Genomic DNA, 17,717 nt, shown 5'->3' on the forward strand with positions numbered 1-17,717 from the left:
GGGCGTTCGATGCGAGAGAGGAAGCAACGGAGGCGAGCTGATGGCGGATTTCAATATCGAAGCGATCCGGGCGGAAATCCGCGCGCTGCGCTTCAAGCGCGGATCGGTCGCCGAAGTCGCCATGTGGCGCGAGGACATGGCGGACTCGCGCGCCAACCTCGTCATCGAGAACATGATCCCGACGCCCAACGAGGATGCGTTTTTCGACATGATGCTGGACGAGGCCGTGCCCCCTCCCCTTGTCTCGCAAATTCTGCTCCGGCTGCTCGATCATCCCGACGCCGACCGATCCCTGCCGATCACGCCAGTCGCGGCGGCGCGCTGATGGCCGGGCCGCTCATCGGCGGGCGTCGGCCGATAAGCTGGCGGCTCGCGATCGTCGTCTCGTTCGTTGCCGCCTATGCGACCGCCCGTTGGCTGGAAGGCATCTTCGGCCAAGGCGACATTTCCGGCACGGTGTCGTTCCTGGTCCTGGTCGGGCTGATCGCGGCGACCTGGCGCATCAACAGCCGCGCCGCCAACCGGCAAAACGAGCTGCTGGGGTCGGCCCGCTTCGGCGACCGTGCCGACGTGCGAAAGCTCGAAGCGAGCGGGGATCTCCTGATCGGCCGCTCCGCCAAGTCGGGCAAGCTGCTCCGCTATGACGGCGCGGCGCATCTGCTGACGATGGCCCCGACCCGCTCGGGCAAGGGCGTCGGCACGATCATTCCCAACCTGCTGCTGCTCGATCGCTCGGTGATCTGCATCGACCCCAAGGGCGAGAATGCCCGCGTCACCGCCCGCGCCCGTGCCGCCAAGGGGCCGGTCTGGTGCCTCGATCCGTTCGGTGTGTCGGGCCGGACCCCTGCCCGCTATAACCCGCTCGATCGGCTCGATCCCGCCAGCCTCGATCTCGCGGAAGATGCCAACACGCTCGCCGATGCCCTGGTCCATGATGCGCCGGGGCAGTCTGGCGAAGCGCACTGGAACGAGGAAGCCAAGGCGCTCATCGCCGGGCTGATCCTTCATGTCGTCACCACCGAACCCGCCGATCGCCGCGTCCTCGCGATGGTGCGCGATTACCTGACGCTAGCCCCTGCCCGCTTCGCCGAACTGCTCGCCGCGATGCAGGACAGCACGAGCGCCGGTGGCCTGGTCGCGCGCGCCGCCAATCGCCAGCTCGGCAAGTCCGATCGCGAAGCGGCCGGCGTGCTGTCCTCGGCCCAGCGCCACACCCACTTTCTCGATAGCCCGCGCATCGTCGCCAGCACCGCCGCGTCGGATTTCACCTTCGCCGGATTGAAGGACGCAAGCGCCACGGTGTTCCTCTGTCTGCCACCCGATCGGCTCGATACCTATGCGCGCTGGCTGCGCCTCCTCGTGTCGCAAGCCGTCACCGACATGGCGCGATCGACCGCCCGCCCTGCCCGCCCGGTGCTGTTCCTCCTGGACGAGTTCGCCGCCCTCGGCCGCCTCGAACCGGTCGAGCGCGCGATGGGGCTGATGGCGGGCTATGGCCTCCAGCTCTGGCCGATTCTCCAGGACATGCACCAGCTCCGCGCCAACTATGGCGAGCGCGCCGGCACGTTCATGTCCAACGCCGGCGTCATCCAGGCGTTCGGGGTCAACGATCATGCCACCGCCGACATGCTCTCGCGCACGATCGGCGACACAACGCTGGAATATGACACCGTCAGCACGTCACGCGGCATCGGCTGGGGCGACAATCGCGCCGGTCCCTCGGAAAGCGTCAGCGCGCACGTCACCGCCCGGCGGCTCGCCACGCCCGATGAAATCATGCGGATGCGGCCTGACCAAGTTCTGTTGCTGCGCCAGGGCGAACACCCGCTCGCGGTCGAGAAAATCCGGTATTACGACCAGCGCGAGTTCGCTGGCATGTTCGATCCGGCCTGAACGGTCGCCGAAAGCACGAAGTCCACACACCGCCGGGCTGGAAGTTGGACCCGCCACGGGTAGCAGCCGCGGCGGGTCCGGTCGCGATTGCTGGGCAGTTCGCTTCGCACGTCATAGTCGATCTGGCCGGGTAGCGCGAGGACCGCGCTGGCGCTGCCCTAGCCTGGTAGGGCTTCCGCCCTCCCCTCGCCTCTCGATCGGCGCTCCACGGCCCGGAAATCCGCCCCTACGATCGATTTGCCGGTCACTGTCGCTCGAAGTCGAAGCGCCGCCGGTCGCGCTTGGCTTTCGCGGAAAGCCTGCGGCGCTTGCGCCGCCCTGGTGACGCCGAAGGCGGCACGCAACCAAAGCGCATCGGCCGTCAGGCCGATTCCGTTTGCCCCCTCCCCTTTCGGACGCGTGATGCCGCTGATGGTGGAAGCTGCTGTCGGTCCAGCGGTGCCGCTGGGGGTTAAGTGATTCTGTTAAAGAGGAATCGTTAAGAAGGTTAAGGGCTGCGCGAAGCGGAATCTCCGCTTTGTTATCAGGTGGTTGCGAATGGGGCTGGTGGGTGAAACCCCGTGATTCGGTGGGTGATCCCCCGATAGTGCGGTGGGTGATCCCCCGAAGCGATGGTGGGTGATCCCCCGAGTCCGCCGATCCTGAAAAGCGGCTTTCCGGGCCGGTTATCCACAAGCTGGCGGGCGGTTCGGCCCCGATCGCGTCGCGCCGCGGCCGGTCGGTCGACTCGGGCCGGTGGGTGAAACCCCGATAGGGAGGGCTGCGGTGGGTGAAACCCCGATAGTCAGCGCCGCCCGGCAAGCCGATCCATGCGGGCGTCCACCTCCTCGGTGCGCCGGCGATCGGCGTCGAAGCGGGCGCGCCGCTCCTCCTCGGCCCGCATCCGCTCGGCAAGCGCCAGCGCCTCGGCCTCGCCGCGCCGTCTGAACAAGACGGCCGCGCTTTTGTCGGCCGTCTCGGTCGTCTCCATCGTATAGTCGGGGAGCTGGTCGGCCTCGATCACCCGCCGGAGCATCCGATTGAACTCCTTGGGCTGGGCGTCGCTGCCGGTCTTGTCGCGTAGCAGCTCCACCCGGCACACCCACCCACCCTGCTGCGAGCCGACATGCTTGCGCGCGATGCGATACAGCGCCCGCTCTAACCCCCCGGACAGCAGGAAGTAATCGGGGTGCATGGTGAGCAACGACTTCTCGTTGACGATCCCCTCGTAAACCCAATCCGAGAGGGTCAGCGTCATGCCGCGCGGCTGTTCGGTCTCGGCGTCGGTGTCGAAGGTCCAGCTATCGAGCCAGTTGAACCCGGCCTTCTGCCGGCGCGCCGATGCGCGGATCGAGGTCGTGATGGAAGTCGTCTGGAGCCGGAGCAATGCCGCCTGCAGCTCCTGATAGTCCCTGCCCCCGGTGCTGCGCTTGATCGCCCGCAACAGGTCGTAGGGCGTCGTGGTCAGCGTGCGCGGCAGGTCGTTCAAGCCCTGCTGCTTCATGCGGTTGAGGGTGGACGCCGCCCATATCAGGATATCGGCGTCCCATATTGTCGCCATGCCGTAGTCGGGGATGGCCTGCACCCGCACCCATGCCTCGCCGTCCGGGCTGCGATACTCGATCGGCTTCAACCGCTTGCGCTTCTGGAGCGAGAAGAACGGCCGCTCCATGACCTCGCGCTGGTCGCGGAGCGGAAGGTCGCCCAGCGCCGGAATGAACAGGTCGAACTCGGGGTTGGGATCGCGCCGCTTGCTCACGGCGCGAACTTGGTGTGGCCCCGCTTGACCAGATACTGGCGGAGCAGGCGTTCAGTGATGACGGTAAGCGGCTCCCCGCCCTCCTCGACGCTAAGCTGGCGAAGCGCACGGTGCATGTCTTCAGGGATATGGATCAGCACCGGCTTCTTGCCCGGATGGCTGCTGCGCCGCGCCGGTGTCGCCGGAGCGGGCGTGTCGGCCGATCGCCGCGATCGGCGCGGCGCTGCCGCCCGCTGCGGCTCGGGGGCCGCGTCGGAAGCGGAAGCCGGTACCATCTCCTCGGGTTCGTCGTCGAAGATGCCGGCGAGCGCGGAAGGCTTCTTCGCCATTATGCAGCCTCGCTTACTGGCTTAGTCGTAAAGCCGCTTAGTCGCTTAGCCTCGGCATAAGCGGCGCGCAGCTCGGCGGCGGCCTTGCTGTCCGGCTCGGTCTCGGCCGCGGTGCGCCCGAGCGGGGTGGCCTTGTAGAAGTCCTTGCGGAAGTGAAGGCGACTGTCGAACATCGTCACGCCCTTGGCCGCGAACCCGGCATGGGCCTCTTGCCCCTCCCCGCCCTGGTGCGGAACCTGGGTCAGAATGACGGCGAAGGGGGTGCCGGCCTGCTGCACCTGCTTGACGGTCTGCAACACCGAATGAACGTCCAGCCCGCGGGGTGCCACGGGGATGATGACGAAATCCGCCTGCTCGGCCGCGAGCATGGCGATATCCTTGGAGTTCGCTGGCGTGTCGATGATGATGAGGTCGATCTTGCCGCTGCCGCGCCCGCGCGAGACGTGAAGCGGCAGGCCGGCGACGCTGCTGTCCTTCACCGTCACGTCGTCATCGTCGCGGCGTTCCGACCAATAGAGCGCCGAACCTTGCCGATCGTCGGCGTCGAGGATCACGACGGATGCCCCTTCCCGCGCCGCCTCGACGGCGAACCCGGTCGAAAGGGTGGTTTTGGATTGCCCACCCTTCTGCGCGATCACGGCCCATACCTGCATCGCTGTTCTCCCACTAAGCGGCTAAGCGACTTATGCCGCTTAACCGCTTAGTCGTAAAGGGTCTTAGTCGCTTAGCTATCGCCGGCTTCGTCGTCGGGATCGAGCGGATCGTGCTGCATCGGCCCATGTCCGGCGATCGGACATAGGGGCGCGCCCGTCGTCTCCAGCCATTTGCGCGCGGTCCTCACCGTATAGCCGCACGCCGCGCACTCGCATTTGGGCATCCCCGTCGCCTGCTTCTTGGGTGCCATGGTCTCGCCACCGGTGTCGAGCCGGGCATGGGTGAGGGGCGTGCGCTAAGTCCGGCCGAATGAATATCTCGAAATGGCCGTCGCCGCTGCGCCGATTATCCCAGCACTCGCCAATCGCCTTGCCCTTCGCGCCCCGGCTGGTGAAGCCGATCGCGACGCGCACGCGGGCGGGCAGGGGAGTGTCCAGCGCGTCGAACAGCGGGGCCATGCCGATCGCCACCCGGTTCAACCAGCTCTCGCGATTGTCCTGCTCCATGATCTTCTCCCTTCAAATCGCCCTTGGCGACGGCCTCGCCATCGGCCCTGCCTCGTGGCGAACAGCGGGGGAGAGGGGGCAATGGGAATCTGCCGGGGTGGTGCGGGCGCAGTGAGTGAAGCGAGGGAGCCACGGCCCGGCTGATTGCCGTTGCTGGGGAGAGGGGGCGGCGCTCCCTTTCCCCACCTGATGGAGATCTCGCCGGCATCGCCGGCGTCCGCCTGGGCGGGGCGCACCCCGCCCGCGCGAGCGATCGTTGCCCGTCAGGGGCGAGACGCCGCCACGGAGGCTCGATCGGAGCGCGAGCGGAGATAGAGCGCGGCCCGTCACGGGTGCGCGCGCCGATGCAACTATTCCCTAGCGCTTGGGTTTATGCTACACCGGCCTATGCCTGTCGTGTTCCGTATCGGTGGCCTGCGGGTCGTTATCTGGCCCAACGATCATCGCCCGGCGCACGTTCATGTGAAGGGCGCGGACGGAGAAGCGGTGTTCAACCTAAACTGCCCCGCCGGTCCGCCCGAGCTGCGCGATAGCTTCGGCTTCAAGCTGTCGGACGTGAACCGGATCGAAGCGGCGCTGGCGGACGTGGTGCCGATGCTGTGCGAGGAATGGAGGACCATACATGGCGATTACTGAGCAGGAACTGGCGAAAGCCGAAGCGCGCATGGCGGAAACCCGCGCCGCGGGCCATGCCGTGTCCGCTCGCTACGATCGCCGCCGTTCGCGCGTGGTGGTTGCCCTCAACACCGGGATCGAGCTGACCTTCCCGACGCAGCTCGCCGAAGGGCTGGCCGATGCCTCGCCCGACAACCTCGCCGACATTGAAATCAGTCCGGCCGGGCTGGGGCTGCACTGGCCGAAGCTCGATGCGGACCTCTATGTGCCGGCGCTGCTCCAGGGCGTGTTCGGCTCGAAGACGTGGATGGCCCGTCAGCTCGGGGCGGCCGGGGGCAGGGCGCGCTCGGCCGTCAAGGTCGCCGCGTCGCGCGCGAACGGCCAAAAGGGCGGTCGGCCACGCAAGGTGGCATTGGCATAATCAGGGCAGAGCGCGTCAAGCGGTCTCGAATAAGGGCAGCGGCTGAATCGCGCGCGCCGGCACGGGCTGATAGACGCCGATCGTCACCCATTCCGGCGGCCAATCGACCGTCACCGTGTCGCCGGCGATGCGCGTGATCCCTCCGTCCTCGATCTTCGGTGTCGTATTCGCCAGCGATCAGCGCCCCGTCGCTGATCGCGAGATGAAAGTGGTCCTCGTTGCCGTCGAAGGGGACGCACAATTTCATCCCAACGTCGCCGGTGACGCCTAGGCGCCTGGGGAAAGCCGGGTGACGGTGATGCTCATGCGATTCTTCGTCCTGCCTGAACGGCCAGAACACAGCGGGAACAGACATAAAGCTAGGTCGGTTTCCTCGGCGGCAACTTATTCGCAGATTCGCTTAGTCGCTTAGTCTTGATGATATTGTTGAATCAGAGCCGTTTTCTGCTTTCGTTCTCGCCCATCTTGACTCATAGAAATCGTCATGCCGATCGCGCGCGAGCATCGCTGGCTTTACCCGATCGACTGGCGCGAGCTGTCCGCCTTCATCCGTTTCGGCCGCGCCAAAGGGCGCTGCGAGCATTGCCGTCGCCCGCACGGCCGCGACGTGCTGCACCTCGGCAATGGTATCTGGTGGGACGAGGACGCCGCGCGCTGGCGCGACGGGCGGGGCAGGGAGATTCGTCGCCTGTCGTCGCCGGACGAGCTGGTGCGCGCGCAACCGGGGTTCGTGGGTATCGACCCGCCCCCCTCGATGCGGGTCACGCGCGTCGTCCTCGCCAGCGCGCACCTCAATCACGATCCGGGTGATAACCGGCCGCGCAACCTCGCCGCGCTCTGCCAACGCTGCCACATGGTCCACGATGCGACCGAGCATCGCCGGCGCCGTTGGCGCAACGCCTTCCGGTTGCGCGCGGTCGGCGACCTGTTCACCTGAACGGTGCTCCGCGCCCAGGTCGGGCCGCAAGGCCCGGCCAGGGGTGGGTGGGTGGGTGGGACAAAGACGCGGCCATCCGTTCGGGGCGGCCTCCACTACGCTAGCTGTAGCGGCTCGCAATGATGATCGCCCGGAACTGCAATATAGGGCGGTTTTCGGCTCGCATTGCGTGAGACGGATCGATGCGGGGAACGCACGCTCCGTGAGACAGAAACCACATTCGGTGCGACCGACGCGCAATGCTGATCCGTTGGCTTACGGACGGCAAAAAGCGGTGGTTAGCGCCCGGGCAGCTTTCCGAGCCGGCATGGTCGAATACCGCCGCCCTCCCTCCGAGGGTCATAACCGTTCGGTTCTGACACTTGAAACAGCAGCTGCCCTAGCGCGGACTGAGCTATGAAGCACCAGGTCCAAACCGGTTCAGAGGCACCTTGAGAAACGCCGTCCCACACTTGTCCGCATCCGGCAGCCGGCCGCCACGTATGTTCACCTGAAGCGCGGCGAGCATCAGGTCGGGTAGTGGGAGCGATGCGTCGCGTTTCTCGCGGGTCGCGACGAACTCGGCTTCGTCGATGCCATCGTGAACATGGATGTTGTCGCGACGCTGATCGGCGACGGTCGAGCGACCAAGTACGTCCCTGCCATCCTTGCCATAGTCATGCCCAACATAGGTTGCGGTTTCGGGTGGCAGATCGAGGATGGCGCGGATCGAGCACCACAGCGAATGAGCATCACCACCCGGGAAGTCCGCTCGGCTTGTGCCACTATCGGGAACCATCAGCGTATCGTGAACGAACGCGGCGTCACCGACGACATAAGTGATCGAGGCAAGCGTATGGCCCGGCGACAGCATGACATGAGCATCGAGCGTGCCGATCCGGAAACGCTCGCCATCCGCAAACAACCGGTCCCACTGGCTGCCGTCGACGGCGAGATCGGGCAGGCAGTAGATGTCCCGCCACAGCTTTTGCACTTCCACGACCTTGTTGCCGATCGCGGTTTTGCCACCGGTCTTGCCGGTGAGGTACGGAACGGCTGAAAAATGATCGGCGTGTGGGTGGGTGTCGAGCACCCATTCGACGGTTAGCCCCTTTTCGCGCACATAGTCGAGGATAAGATCCGCGTTTCGGGTCGCGGTCGCACCAGCGCGCGGGTCAAAATCCAGAACTGGATCGATGATCGCAGCCGTCTTCGTAGTGTCGTCGACGACAACATATTGGAAGCTACCAGTGCGCTCATCATGGAGCGACGCAACGGTCATACCATCGTGCTTATACTCGATCATGTTTTCATCCTCTCGCTCTGTTAGCTTTCTGCCCGCGCCCGCGCGAACAACCGCTCGAAATCACCCGGATCGATCGCGCCCATCACCAGCATGCGTCCGGCAAGAAAGCCCGGGGTGCCGGCCAAGCCGATCGAATAGGCCTCTTGGCCGTTCGCACGCAGGCGCGCCGCGACAGCCTGTGCATGCGAAGCAAGCCACGTCGTTGCGCTCAGCCAGTCACCGCCAGCGCCGATTACGACGTCCCGCAGCATGTCGTCGTCAATCGTACGGTTGTCGGCCATCAGCTGGCGATGGACGACCGGGTAGATGCCCTGTTCGGCACAGCTGAGCGCAACGCTCGCGGCACGTTCAGACGGTGGACCGAAGATCGGCCAATCCTTGTAGATGACCCTAATTTTGCCATCGCGTCGCACGGCCTCTTCCAACGCGGGGAAGGCGTGACGGCAGGCCGGGCAACGATAATCGGTGAAAACGGCAAGCCGCAACGTCGCGTCGGCAGGACCGTGCTCAGGCGAACTGCCGCCTGTCAGGATCAGGTCGGCGGTCGGACCAACGTCACGCCCAATCGGGGCGGTGCGCCGCAGCACCTGTCCGACCGCCCAGCCCCCCACGACTACAGCGCCGAGCCCGACCGCCTGCCTCCGACTGAGTGGCCCCGGCACGCTCAACGCCCTCCGGGCTTGCTGCGCGCCGTGGCGACGAGGCGGCGGAGCGCCGGCAGATCGACCGCGCCGGCCACGACCTGCGAGCCGACGATCAGCGCCGGCGTCCCATTGAACCCGATCGCTTCGGCAATCGCATTGGTGCGTGCGAGCAGCGCATCGATTTCCGCGCCACGCGTCTTCAGGTCACGTTGCAGACGCGGCCAATCCACCTTGGCTTTCACAGCAGCTGCCCTGATACCGGCGCTGTCGAGCCGCGCCGGCGAGGCAAGCAGCGCTCCATGGAAGGCGGCATGCCTGCCCTGCCACTGGCTCGCGACGGCCGCCCGGGACGCCTCACGGGAGGCGGGTCCGAATATTGGCCAATCCCGATACACGATCCGGACCTTCGGGTCGGAGCGAAGCAGCGCGTTCAGCACCGGCTCCATGCGACGGCAATAGGGGCAGTTGTAGTCGAAGAACTCGACAACGGTGACGTCATAGGCGGTGCCGGCCCGCTTGGGGGCTACGGGATCGTCGACGACTGCCTTGCGCGACAAATCAGGCTGCTGCTGCCCGACCGCAGGTGTCATCGGCACGGCGAAAGCAAGCGCGGCTAGAGCGCCGCGAAAGAGAAGGTTGCGGCGGTTCATCGGTGTTTCCTTGCCTTATCAATTCCATCGGCGAGCGCGGCGCGCGACAACTCTCCGAGCTGAAGCTGCACGATCGTGCCATTCGCGGCGACGAAGGCGGTTGCGGGATAGCCGGCGACTTCGAAGGCTCGGGAAAGCCTACGGTCGGGATCAAGCGCGACGTTGCCGGCACCGATGCCTTCGCGGGTAAGGAACTGGGTAACGGTCGCCGGCGCCTCACCCTGATCGGCGAGCAGAATCGGAACCTCTCCACGGCGCGACGCAGCAGCATCGAGCATCGGCAGCTCGCGCCGGCATGGGCCGCACCATGTCGCCCACAGATTGACCACGAAGGGACGACCCCGGAAACGATCAAGCGGGAGCGGAGCGCCGGATGGCGTCGTTAGGGCGAGATGATAGGGAAAGGGGCCGTAGGTCACGGGCGGGATCAGCGCCTGAAGCGTGAACCAGAGGCCGCCAGCTACGGCAAGCGCTGCCCAGCCTATCGCCAGAGCGCGCGTTCGGCCGAGCCGGAACGCCAGCGTTACCGCAGCGCCGGCGAGGCCGGCGACGGCCGAGAAGCCTCCCTGCCATATAGCTAGGATGGAAAGTGGAGCATCGGCGTAGCTCGCCCAATGCGTCGCGACATAGCCGATCCGGGCCGTCACCAGCCCGACGACAATAGCACTGGTCGCGACCATCGACACTCGCGGGAAGCGGAACCGTCCCGCCAGCGCCGTCAAACCGAGGAACACGGCGACGCACAGAACCGCCAATCCGCGATCGACCGCCATCATCAGCGGCCCGATGGCAATTGCGCTGCCCATCACAGAAACGCGCCTGCGCTCTTCCAGAGCATATAGGCTGCGACCACGAAGATCAGCATTGCGAAAACCGTGGTGAGCGTACTGCCCGTGCCCAGACGCTTAGCGATCCGCGTGCCGATCAACCCGCCGATAACTCCACCGCCGATGAAGGCGAAGGCGAGCGGCCAATCCACAAGCCCGGAGAACGCGTAGTTGGCAGCGGTCGTTAGCCCGAACGCGGTGACGGCGATCAGCGACGTGCCGACGGCGTTGAGGATCGGCATGCCCGTCGATCCAATCAGTCCGGGAACGATCAGGAAGCCACCACCGATGCCAAAGAAGCCTGAAAACAGTCCGGTGCCGAGGCCATAACCCAGCACCTTGGGCGCCTTCTCCCGGTTGCATTCTGCACCGGGATTACCAGCGTCACCCCGCCCGCGCAGCATCACAACGCCGACGACGATCATGACGAGCGCGAATAGAAAGAGGAGCTTGCCGCCATCGACGGCCTTGCCCGCGGTGGATCCGAGTAGCGCACCGATGACGCCGGCAGTCGCATACATGCCGCCGCACCGCCATTTTACGGTATGAGCCTTGGCATGACCGATCAGACCGGTCGCGGCATTGGCCGCCACGGCAAACGCGCTCGTACCGATGGCGAGGTGCGCGTCGGGAACGCGCACCAGATACACCATGAGCGGCACGGCGAGGATCGAGCCACCGCCACCGACGAGCCCGAGGGTGAATCCGACCAGGCTGCCGGACAAGGCGCCAAGCAGATACTGGATTGGTTCGAGGATCATGCCGCCTTGCCGATCTCGTGTGGAGCGGCCATCCACTCACGGCCTTTCAGCATGCCCTGCCAGTAGATCGGGGGCAGCATCCGCTCTTTCAGGAACCACGCGGTGCGCGTCGGACGCGTTCCGTCCAGCAGCCAGGATGGGAAGCTGGGCAGCAGCTTTCCGCCATAGCCGAACTCGGCGAGGACGATCTTACCGCGTTCGACCGTGAGCGGGCATGAGCCGTAACCATTATAATCGGCAACGGGGGGTCTGCCGTCGAGCGCGGCCAGCGCGTTGACTGCGACCACGGGCGCCTGGACGCGAGCAGCAGCGGCGGTCTTGGCGTTGCTGGTGCCAGCGGCATCGCCAAGGCCAAAGATGTTTTCAAATCGCTTGTGCCGCAGCGTAGTCTCGTCGACCTCGACGAAGCCGCTCGCAGCCGCAAGCGGGCTATTTGCGACGACCGCATGTGACACCTGAGGTGGCACGACATGGAGCATATCGAACTCACGTTCGATCCGCTCGGAGACGCCGTCCTGCTTGCGCTCGAACGTGGCGACGCGGCGATCGGCGTCGACCGCGACCAGGTTGGACTCAAGCCTGAGATCGATACCGTACTTCTCGACATATTCCATCAGCGCCGGGACGTAGGTCGGGACCCCGAACAGGGCTGCGCCGGCATTATGGAACTCGACGTCGATAGCTGGGAGAACGCCGCTATCCCGCCAGATGTCGCAGGAGAGATACATCGCTTTCTGCGGTGCGCCGGCGCACTTGATCGGCATGGGTGGCTGCGAGAACAGCGCCCGCCCCTGCCGCAATTCCTTGACGAGCTGGTAGGTGTAGGGTGCCAGATCGTAGCGATAGTTGGAGGTGACGCCGTTGCGGCCGAGAGCCTCAGGCAGCCCTTCGATCTTCTCCCACGCCAGGCGCAGCCCGGGCGCGACGACCAGAACGCGATAGGTCAATGTGTCACCGTCTTCGAGCTCGACCGTGTTACGGTCGGGGTCGATGGCAACGGCGGGCAACCGTACCCACTTAACGCCCTTTGGCATTATGTCGGATTCGGCCTTGCGCGTCTGTTCGGGAGTGAAGACGCCGGCCCCCACCATCGTCCAGCCGGGCTGGTAATAATGGTCGGTCGCCGGATCGACGACCGCGATCGTCACTTTGGCGTTGCGCTTCAGAATGCTGGAAGCGGTCGCGATGCCGGCGGCACCGCCCCCGATGATGACGATGTCGTAGGTCATTGATCAGCCCTTTCGGAACGGCGCTTCAGCGCAGGCGTGAGATCGGCAAGGTCGTACCCGGCTGCCTTTGCTTGGTCGACGATCGTCGCCGGGTCGGCGCGATCGGCCTCGGCCAACGCCCACAAGGTCGCCGCGCGCGTCCCGCTACGGCAGAAGCCGAGCGTCGGCTGTGGCAGCGTGGCTAGCGCCTCCTTCATGCGATCCGCATCGGCGTCAGTCGCCTTGCCCGGTACGATAGGGACATGGGCAAACGCGAGACCGTGGTCGCCTGCCATTCGGGCCATTTCTTCCGCGCTTGGCTGGCCCGCCTCCTCGCCGTCCGGGCGGCTTGAGATGATCGAGCGATATCCTGCCTTCGCGGCAGCGGCGAGGTCGTCTTGCGTCAGCTGGGGGGCGGCAGAGAAGGACGAGGTGATCTGCTTGAAAGCCATGTGATGTCTCCTGTCTGATCAGGCCGAACGGCGGGAAGTGAATGCAAAGCGGTGGACGGCAACGCCGAGGGCCATTGCAGCGATGAAGACCAGTGCCGGCAGAGGCTGGATCGCCAGTGCGGCAATGGCGGGACCTGGGCACAATCCGACGATGCCCCAGCCTATGCCGAACAAGGCCGCACCGCCGATGAGGCGCCGGTCGATCGGCGAGGTGGCGGGCGTGTGGAATTGTTCGGCCGCGATCGGGGTCGAGCGACGCCGCACGACGAACCAGGCTATCGCCATCGGCAGGATCGCGCCTGCCATGACGAACGCCAAGGTCGGGTCCCACGCGCCGGTGACATCGAGGAACGCGCGCACCCGCGCCGGATCGATCATTCCGGAGATGGCAAGGCCGGCGCCGAACAGCGTCCCGCTAGCGAGTGAAATGAGGTTCTGGCGCATCACAGTATCACCCCGGACAGACGCATGATCGTGACCGTGACGACGCCGGTCGCCATGAACGTGACGGTCGCGGCGATGGACCGGGGCGACAGGCGGGACAGGCCGCATACGCCGTGACCACTGGTGCACCCGGACCCAAGCCGCGTTCCGATACCGACGACCAGACCGGCGACGGCAATCAGCGAAAGCGATGCCGGAAAGCTGGCTTTCACGCCCAAACTGGCCGCAGCAATACCCGCGCCCAAGGGCAGACCCGCGGTAAAGAGCAGCGCGAGGGCCCATGGTGGACCTCCATCGGTAAGACCCAAAACTCTTGCGAACATGCCGCTGACACCGGCGATGCGCCCGTTGCCCAGCAGCATGATCGCCGCGGCGACACCGATCATCAGCCCGCCGATGAAGCCTTCGAGCGGCATGGCATGGGGAAAGCCTGGCATCACAGCGCATCCAGCGGAATTTTGAGGTAGCGGGTGCCGTTGGCTTCCGGCTCCGGCAGATGACCACCGCGCATGTTCACCTGGATCGAGGGCAGGATGAGCTTCGGCATCGACAAGGTGGCGTCGCGACTGGTCCGCATCGCGACGAAGTCGTCTTCGCTGACCCCTTCGTGGACATGCACGTTGCCGACACGCTGTGCGCCTACAGTCGTCTCCCAGACATATTGGTCGCGACCCACCGCCTTGTAGTCGTGGCAGAGGAACAGGCGCGTCTCGTCCGGCAGCTGCATGAGCCGGCGGATCGAGCGGAATAGCTGGCGTGCGTCGCCACCAGGGAAGTCTGCCCGCGCGGTGCCGTAATCGGGCATGAAGAGCGTATCGCCGGTGAAGACCGCGTCCCCAATCGCATAGGCCATGTCCGCCGGCGTATGGCCGGGCACGTGCAGCGCAATGGCGTCGATGTTGCCGATGGCAAAGCGGTCGCCGTCCTCGAACAGCCGGTCGAACTCGGAACCGTTGCGCTCAAAATCGGTGCCGGCGTTGAAGATTTTGCCGAACACGTTCTGAACCCGGATGATCTCACGACCGATCGCGAGCTGCCCGCCAAGCGCCTGCTGAAGATAAGGTGCCGCAGACAGGTGATCGGCATGAGCATGGGTTTCCAGCAGCCAATCGACCGTCAGTCCCTGATCCCGCACGTAAGCGATCACTGCGTCCGCCGACGCGGTTTTGGTCCGGCCAGCCGCGGCGTCAAAATCGAGGACGCTGTCGACGATCGCAGCCTTTTTCGTCGCCACGTCCCAAACGACGTAGGTCGCTGTGTTGGTAGGCTCATCAAAGAAGGACTGAACGACCGGCGATCCGGCCGCTTTTGCGCGTCTGATCTGGGCGTTGGCTTCGCTCAAAACCGGGTCCATGACCATCTCCATTTAAACAGACTCATGGTTTATGTAGCTGTGTAAGCGTATTGCGTCAACGGGGTGTTCGTGCCATTTGGGAGGAATGGAAATGATGGAAGCGAACATGCCGCGCTCGCTGCGCATCGGGGATGCAGCCCCGAACTTCACCGCCCGCACCACTCAGGGCGAGATTGCGCTCGATCAGTATCGTGGGCGCTGGATTGTGTTTTTCTCGCACCCTGCTGACTTCACGCCGGTTTGCACGAGCGAGTTTGTGGCCTTGGCTAAAGCGGCCCCTCAATTCGAGGAGCTGGATTGCGTATTGTTGGGGCTGTCGGTCGACAGCCTCTACTCTCATGTCGCCTGGCTTCGCGCGATCCACGACGTTTTTGATGTCGAGGTGCCGTTTCCGGTGATCGAGGATCCGTCGATGGCGGTTGGGTATGCCTACGGCATGCTCGACGAGCAGGCTGGCGATGCCTCAACGGTACGTGCAACCTACTTCATCGATCCCAAAGGCATTATCCGCGCACTCAGCTGGTATCCGATGAATGTCGGGCGCTCGGTCGACGAGATGCTTCGCACGGTCAGGGCGTTGCAGCGTTCGGCCGATGGCGAGGCCTATACGCCCGCTGACTGGCAGCCGGGCGACGACGTGCTCCTGCCTCCCGCTTTGCCGGGGAACGCAGGCGCCGACTGGTTTCACCAGACGAAGGCTGACCGGTGATGGCGATCTACCAGTCCCGCGCGCTTGCCGACGTTGCAGTCGAGAAGCTGCGCGTGTTCGCGCAGCCGCAGCGCCTTATGATCCTGTCCTATCTGCTGGGTGGCGAACGGCAGGTGGCGGACATCGAGGCGGCCACGGGCGTGACCCAACCAGCGCTCAGTCAGCAGCTTGCCGAGCTGCGGCGCGCCGATCTGGTGAAGACCAGGCGTGAGGCGAAGCAGGTTCACTACCGTCTTGCCGACGATGCAGCCGCACTGTGTGTGCGAACCCTGGAGGCGATGTTCGGAGCCGACGATCTGTCGGCTCCCCAAACGGCCCCGGCCCCCCGCCCAGTGCGACCGCGCGAGACGCCGTCCGTGGTTCGACCGCAAAACATCGGTGCGGCCGTTTTTGCGAGAGTTGGCTGATCATTTCGGCTGAAGAAGGAAAAAGCGGATGCGTATGCCAATCATTGCTCTTGCAGGATGCTTGTCACTCATGAGCAGCGTCAGTGCTTCAGCCGGCGTGCCTAGGCAGGCGGTGATACCGGGATATGGCGCGATCACACCCGTCGAAGGTGCTGCGGAACGGCCCGATCGCAAGTTGCGCTATCGCGTGCTGTTCAATGTGACCAAGGCCGCGGCAACGCCGGATAAAATCAATCCATCGCTGGAGAAGGTCGCCCGCTTTTTGAACCTGCTGGGCAACGATGGCGTTCGTCCAGAACAAGGCGATGTCGTCGTGATCGTCCACGGTCCGGCGACGCCCATCGTTACCGAAGATCGCGCCTATGCGACAAAGACGGGAGTAGCTGCGAACCCCAACCTTGCCTTAATTGAGGCGTTGAAAAAGGCGGGTGTATCCGTTCGGGTATGCAGCCAAGCTCTTATCGGAAACGGGATCGACCCCGCTACGGTAGGAAAGAGTGTCGAAACTGACGTGTCTGCGCTGACGACTATGGCGACTTTGCAACTGCGTGGTTGGGCACTGATCCCCGACTGATCACGCCGACACGTTTACTGTTTCGCCGTTCTAGTCCGTAACGCTGCTGGTGTCATAACCGGTCGGTTGTGACACCAGCAGACTACCATATGTAAACGCTCGCGCTAAGTGGCGGCATTCTGATCGCGCTATTTGTCGGCGAGCGTCGCTACGCGGCTACCGGCTTGGTCTCGGCCGATCGCACATAGGCGTAGAGTGTTGGCTTGGAGATGCCGAGCATCGAGCAAATCTTGGCGATCGGCATCGTGTTCTCGTGGTAGAGCCTGACGGCCAGGTCGCGCTTGTCCTTGCCGAGTGCGGCCGGCCGGCCACCCTTCTTGCCGCGAGCGCGGGCTGCGGTGAGACCGGCCTGGGTCCGCTCGCGGATCAGGTTGCGCTCGAACTCCGCCAATGCCCCGAACAGGTGGAAGGTAAGCTTGCCCGACGTGGTGGTCGTGTCGATCGCCTCGTGCAGGCTCAGCAGCCCGACCTTTTCCTCGTCGAGGTAGGTCATCCATCCGATCAGATCACGGAGCGAGCGGCCGAGCCTGTCGAGGCGCCAGACCACCAGTGTGTCGCCGGCGCGAAGCAGCTCCTTCACCTTTTCCAATCCAGGGCGAGCGGCAGTCGCCCCGGAGGCCTTGTCGGTGATGACCTTCTCGCAGCCGGCAGCCTTCAGCGCATCACGCTGGAGGTCCAGGTTCTGCTCGGCGGTCGATACGCGGGCGTAACCGATTTTCATGCGTAGGGCCGGTGGCGCCCCGATCGGGCGCGGTTTGGGAAGAAAGTCGTCATCGGCAGGTCTATGTTGCCCTAGTTTTCTTTACCGGGTAGATTTACGTCGAACAGGCCGGTTTGGCAACGCGAGCGGACTCGCATGGCGATGGGCAGGCAAATCTCCGTTTTCCTTACCTGCGACACGGACCGTCGGCGGTGACGCATCCGGCGCTTGTCCCGCCGCTGGCGATCGAGCGCTACCGCGTCCTTGAACCGCACCTCGCCGATGGCATCCCGCTCGCGGACCTCGCCCGCACCGGCACGCTGAGCGAGCGGACGTTGCAGCGCTGGCTCGGGCGCTACCGTGCCGAAGGACTTGCCGGTCTCGCGCGTCTGCCGCGCAACGATCGGGGCAGGCTGCACCTGCCGGAACATCTGGTCGAACTGACCCGCACTCTCGCCACCAAGCGCCCGCGACCCCCGGTCGCCGCCATTCACCGAAAGGTGCAGGAACTCGCCATCGCGCATGGACACCGAACCCCCAGCTATGCGGCCGTCGCGCGTGTCGTCAGGGCGATACCGGCAAGCTAGATCGCCGCAGCCTCCGATCCGG

Annotated in this window: 23 protein-coding genes and 1 pseudogene; 9 read left to right on the top strand and 15 right to left on the bottom strand. The window is 65.0% G+C overall.

Features of this window, described 5'->3' with window-relative positions:
• The first annotated feature begins 40 nt into the window (after positions 1-40).
• Together COC42_RS17065 and COC42_RS17070 are read left to right on the top strand one after the other, a co-directional pair.
• Positions 41-325 carry a hypothetical protein gene (locus COC42_RS17065; RefSeq protein WP_096344595.1) on the top strand — a complete coding sequence of 95 codons (285 nt, stop codon included), beginning with the start codon at positions 41-43 and terminating at the stop codon, positions 323-325.
• Positions 325-1,893 carry a type IV secretory system conjugative DNA transfer family protein gene (locus COC42_RS17070; RefSeq protein WP_096344596.1) on the top strand — a complete coding sequence of 523 codons (1,569 nt, stop codon included), beginning with the start codon at positions 325-327 and terminating at the stop codon, positions 1,891-1,893. Before COC42_RS17065 ends, COC42_RS17070 begins: the two co-directional genes overlap by 1 nt.
• A gap of 784 nt (positions 1,894-2,677) precedes the next feature.
• On the opposite strand, the gene COC42_RS17075 is transcribed toward COC42_RS17070, so the two are convergent.
• The 4 genes and pseudogenes from COC42_RS17075 to COC42_RS17090 form a co-directional block, all read right to left on the bottom strand.
• A complete protein-coding gene (locus COC42_RS17075; protein WP_007406232.1) occupies positions 2,678-3,631 on the bottom strand; it encodes a replication initiator protein A in 954 nt (317 codons plus the stop codon).
• Complete coding sequence (locus tag COC42_RS17080) at positions 3,628-3,960, bottom strand: hypothetical protein (protein WP_007406247.1); 333 nt, start codon at positions 3,958-3,960, stop codon at positions 3,628-3,630. Before COC42_RS17080 ends, COC42_RS17075 begins: the two co-directional genes overlap by 4 nt.
• Entirely contained in the window at positions 3,960-4,613 is a 654-nt protein-coding gene (locus COC42_RS17085; protein ID WP_037569479.1) for a ParA family protein, read from the bottom strand. Before COC42_RS17085 ends, COC42_RS17080 begins: the two co-directional genes overlap by 1 nt.
• 71 nt (positions 4,614-4,684) lie before the next feature.
• Positions 4,685-5,120 (bottom strand): annotated as a pseudogene (locus tag COC42_RS17090) (hypothetical protein).
• Between the two features lie 387 nt (positions 5,121-5,507).
• On the opposite strand from COC42_RS17090, the gene COC42_RS17095 reads away from it, so the two are divergent.
• The 3 genes from COC42_RS17095 (at position 5,508) to COC42_RS17105 (ending at position 7,093) form a co-directional block, all read left to right on the top strand.
• A complete protein-coding gene (locus tag COC42_RS17095; protein ID WP_066548761.1) occupies positions 5,508-5,756 on the top strand; it encodes a DUF4160 domain-containing protein in 249 nt (82 codons plus the stop codon).
• Positions 5,743-6,156: a DUF2442 domain-containing protein gene (locus COC42_RS17100; protein ID WP_096344597.1), complete on the top strand. Its 414-nt coding sequence runs from the start codon at positions 5,743-5,745 to the stop codon at positions 6,154-6,156. The genes COC42_RS17095 and COC42_RS17100 overlap by 14 nt, the downstream gene beginning before the upstream one ends.
• Positions 6,157-6,640: 484 nt before the next feature.
• Complete coding sequence (locus COC42_RS17105; protein ID WP_066488242.1) at positions 6,641-7,093, top strand: hypothetical protein; 453 nt, start codon at positions 6,641-6,643, stop codon at positions 7,091-7,093.
• A gap of 394 nt (positions 7,094-7,487) precedes the next feature.
• Here the strand turns inward: COC42_RS17105 and COC42_RS17110 are convergent, their stop codons facing one another.
• The 10 genes from COC42_RS17110 to COC42_RS17155 all read right to left on the bottom strand — a co-directional run bounded on the left by COC42_RS17110 (position 7,488) and on the right by COC42_RS17155 (position 14,718).
• Entirely contained in the window at positions 7,488-8,378 is an 891-nt protein-coding gene (locus COC42_RS17110) for an MBL fold metallo-hydrolase (protein ID WP_008830456.1), read from the bottom strand.
• Between the two features lie 20 nt (positions 8,379-8,398).
• A complete protein-coding gene (locus tag COC42_RS17115; protein WP_231726576.1) occupies positions 8,399-8,965 on the bottom strand; it encodes a DsbA family protein in 567 nt (188 codons plus the stop codon).
• Between the two features lie 77 nt (positions 8,966-9,042).
• Positions 9,043-9,672 (bottom strand): DsbA family protein, encoded by a 630-nt coding sequence (locus tag COC42_RS17120; protein ID WP_008830454.1) that lies wholly within the window; start codon positions 9,670-9,672, stop codon positions 9,043-9,045.
• Complete coding sequence (locus COC42_RS17125; protein ID WP_008830453.1) at positions 9,669-10,478, bottom strand: TlpA disulfide reductase family protein; 810 nt, start codon at positions 10,476-10,478, stop codon at positions 9,669-9,671. Before COC42_RS17125 ends, COC42_RS17120 begins: the two co-directional genes overlap by 4 nt.
• Complete coding sequence (locus COC42_RS17130; RefSeq protein WP_008830452.1) at positions 10,478-11,260, bottom strand: sulfite exporter TauE/SafE family protein; 783 nt, start codon at positions 11,258-11,260, stop codon at positions 10,478-10,480. The genes COC42_RS17125 and COC42_RS17130 overlap by 1 nt, the downstream gene beginning before the upstream one ends.
• Positions 11,257-12,489, bottom strand: a complete 1,233-nt coding sequence (locus COC42_RS17135) for an NAD(P)/FAD-dependent oxidoreductase (RefSeq protein WP_008830451.1) — start codon at positions 12,487-12,489, stop codon at positions 11,257-11,259. Before COC42_RS17135 ends, COC42_RS17130 begins: the two co-directional genes overlap by 4 nt.
• Positions 12,486-12,920, bottom strand: a complete 435-nt coding sequence (locus COC42_RS17140; RefSeq protein ID WP_046406874.1) for a protein tyrosine phosphatase family protein — start codon at positions 12,918-12,920, stop codon at positions 12,486-12,488. The genes COC42_RS17135 and COC42_RS17140 overlap by 4 nt, the downstream gene beginning before the upstream one ends.
• A gap of 18 nt (positions 12,921-12,938) precedes the next feature.
• The gene (locus tag COC42_RS17145) at positions 12,939-13,364 is read right to left on the bottom strand and encodes a DUF6691 family protein (protein ID WP_008830449.1); all 426 of its coding nucleotides are present in this window, start codon (positions 13,362-13,364) and stop codon (positions 12,939-12,941) included.
• A complete protein-coding gene (locus COC42_RS17150) occupies positions 13,364-13,801 on the bottom strand; it encodes a YeeE/YedE family protein (RefSeq protein WP_008830448.1) in 438 nt (145 codons plus the stop codon). Before COC42_RS17150 ends, COC42_RS17145 begins: the two co-directional genes overlap by 1 nt.
• Positions 13,801-14,718, bottom strand: coding sequence for an MBL fold metallo-hydrolase (locus COC42_RS17155; protein ID WP_037519521.1), 918 nt, complete (start codon positions 14,716-14,718; stop codon positions 13,801-13,803). The genes COC42_RS17150 and COC42_RS17155 overlap by 1 nt, the downstream gene beginning before the upstream one ends.
• 85 nt (positions 14,719-14,803) lie before the next feature.
• On the opposite strand from COC42_RS17155, the gene COC42_RS17160 reads away from it, so the two are divergent.
• Genes COC42_RS17160 through COC42_RS17170 form a run of 3 tightly spaced genes read left to right on the top strand, consistent with a single transcriptional unit; the run spans position 14,804 to position 16,408 of the window.
• Positions 14,804-15,427 (top strand): peroxiredoxin, encoded by a 624-nt coding sequence (locus COC42_RS17160; RefSeq protein WP_037519507.1) that lies wholly within the window; start codon positions 14,804-14,806, stop codon positions 15,425-15,427.
• A complete protein-coding gene (locus COC42_RS17165; protein WP_008830445.1) occupies positions 15,427-15,834 on the top strand; it encodes an ArsR/SmtB family transcription factor in 408 nt (135 codons plus the stop codon). Before COC42_RS17160 ends, COC42_RS17165 begins: the two co-directional genes overlap by 1 nt.
• A 28-nt stretch (positions 15,835-15,862) precedes the next feature.
• On the top strand, positions 15,863-16,408 hold the full coding sequence (locus COC42_RS17170; protein ID WP_122129152.1) for a DsrE family protein: 546 nt from the start codon (positions 15,863-15,865) through the stop codon (positions 16,406-16,408).
• 148 nt (positions 16,409-16,556) lie between these two features.
• On the opposite strand, the gene COC42_RS17175 is transcribed toward COC42_RS17170, so the two are convergent.
• Positions 16,557-17,129, bottom strand: a complete 573-nt coding sequence (locus COC42_RS17175) for a recombinase family protein (protein ID WP_007407197.1) — start codon at positions 17,127-17,129, stop codon at positions 16,557-16,559.
• Positions 17,130-17,320: 191 nt separating this feature from the next.
• Here COC42_RS17175 and COC42_RS18035 point away from each other — a divergent pair, with 191 nt between their 5' ends.
• Complete coding sequence (locus tag COC42_RS18035) at positions 17,321-17,695, top strand: helix-turn-helix domain-containing protein (protein WP_245844361.1); 375 nt, start codon at positions 17,321-17,323, stop codon at positions 17,693-17,695.
• Positions 17,696-17,717: the final 22 nt, after the last annotated feature.

Source organism: Sphingomonas spermidinifaciens (assembly GCF_002351485.1).
GTDB classification, from domain to species: Bacteria; Pseudomonadota; Alphaproteobacteria; order Sphingomonadales; family Sphingomonadaceae; genus Sphingomonas; species Sphingomonas spermidinifaciens.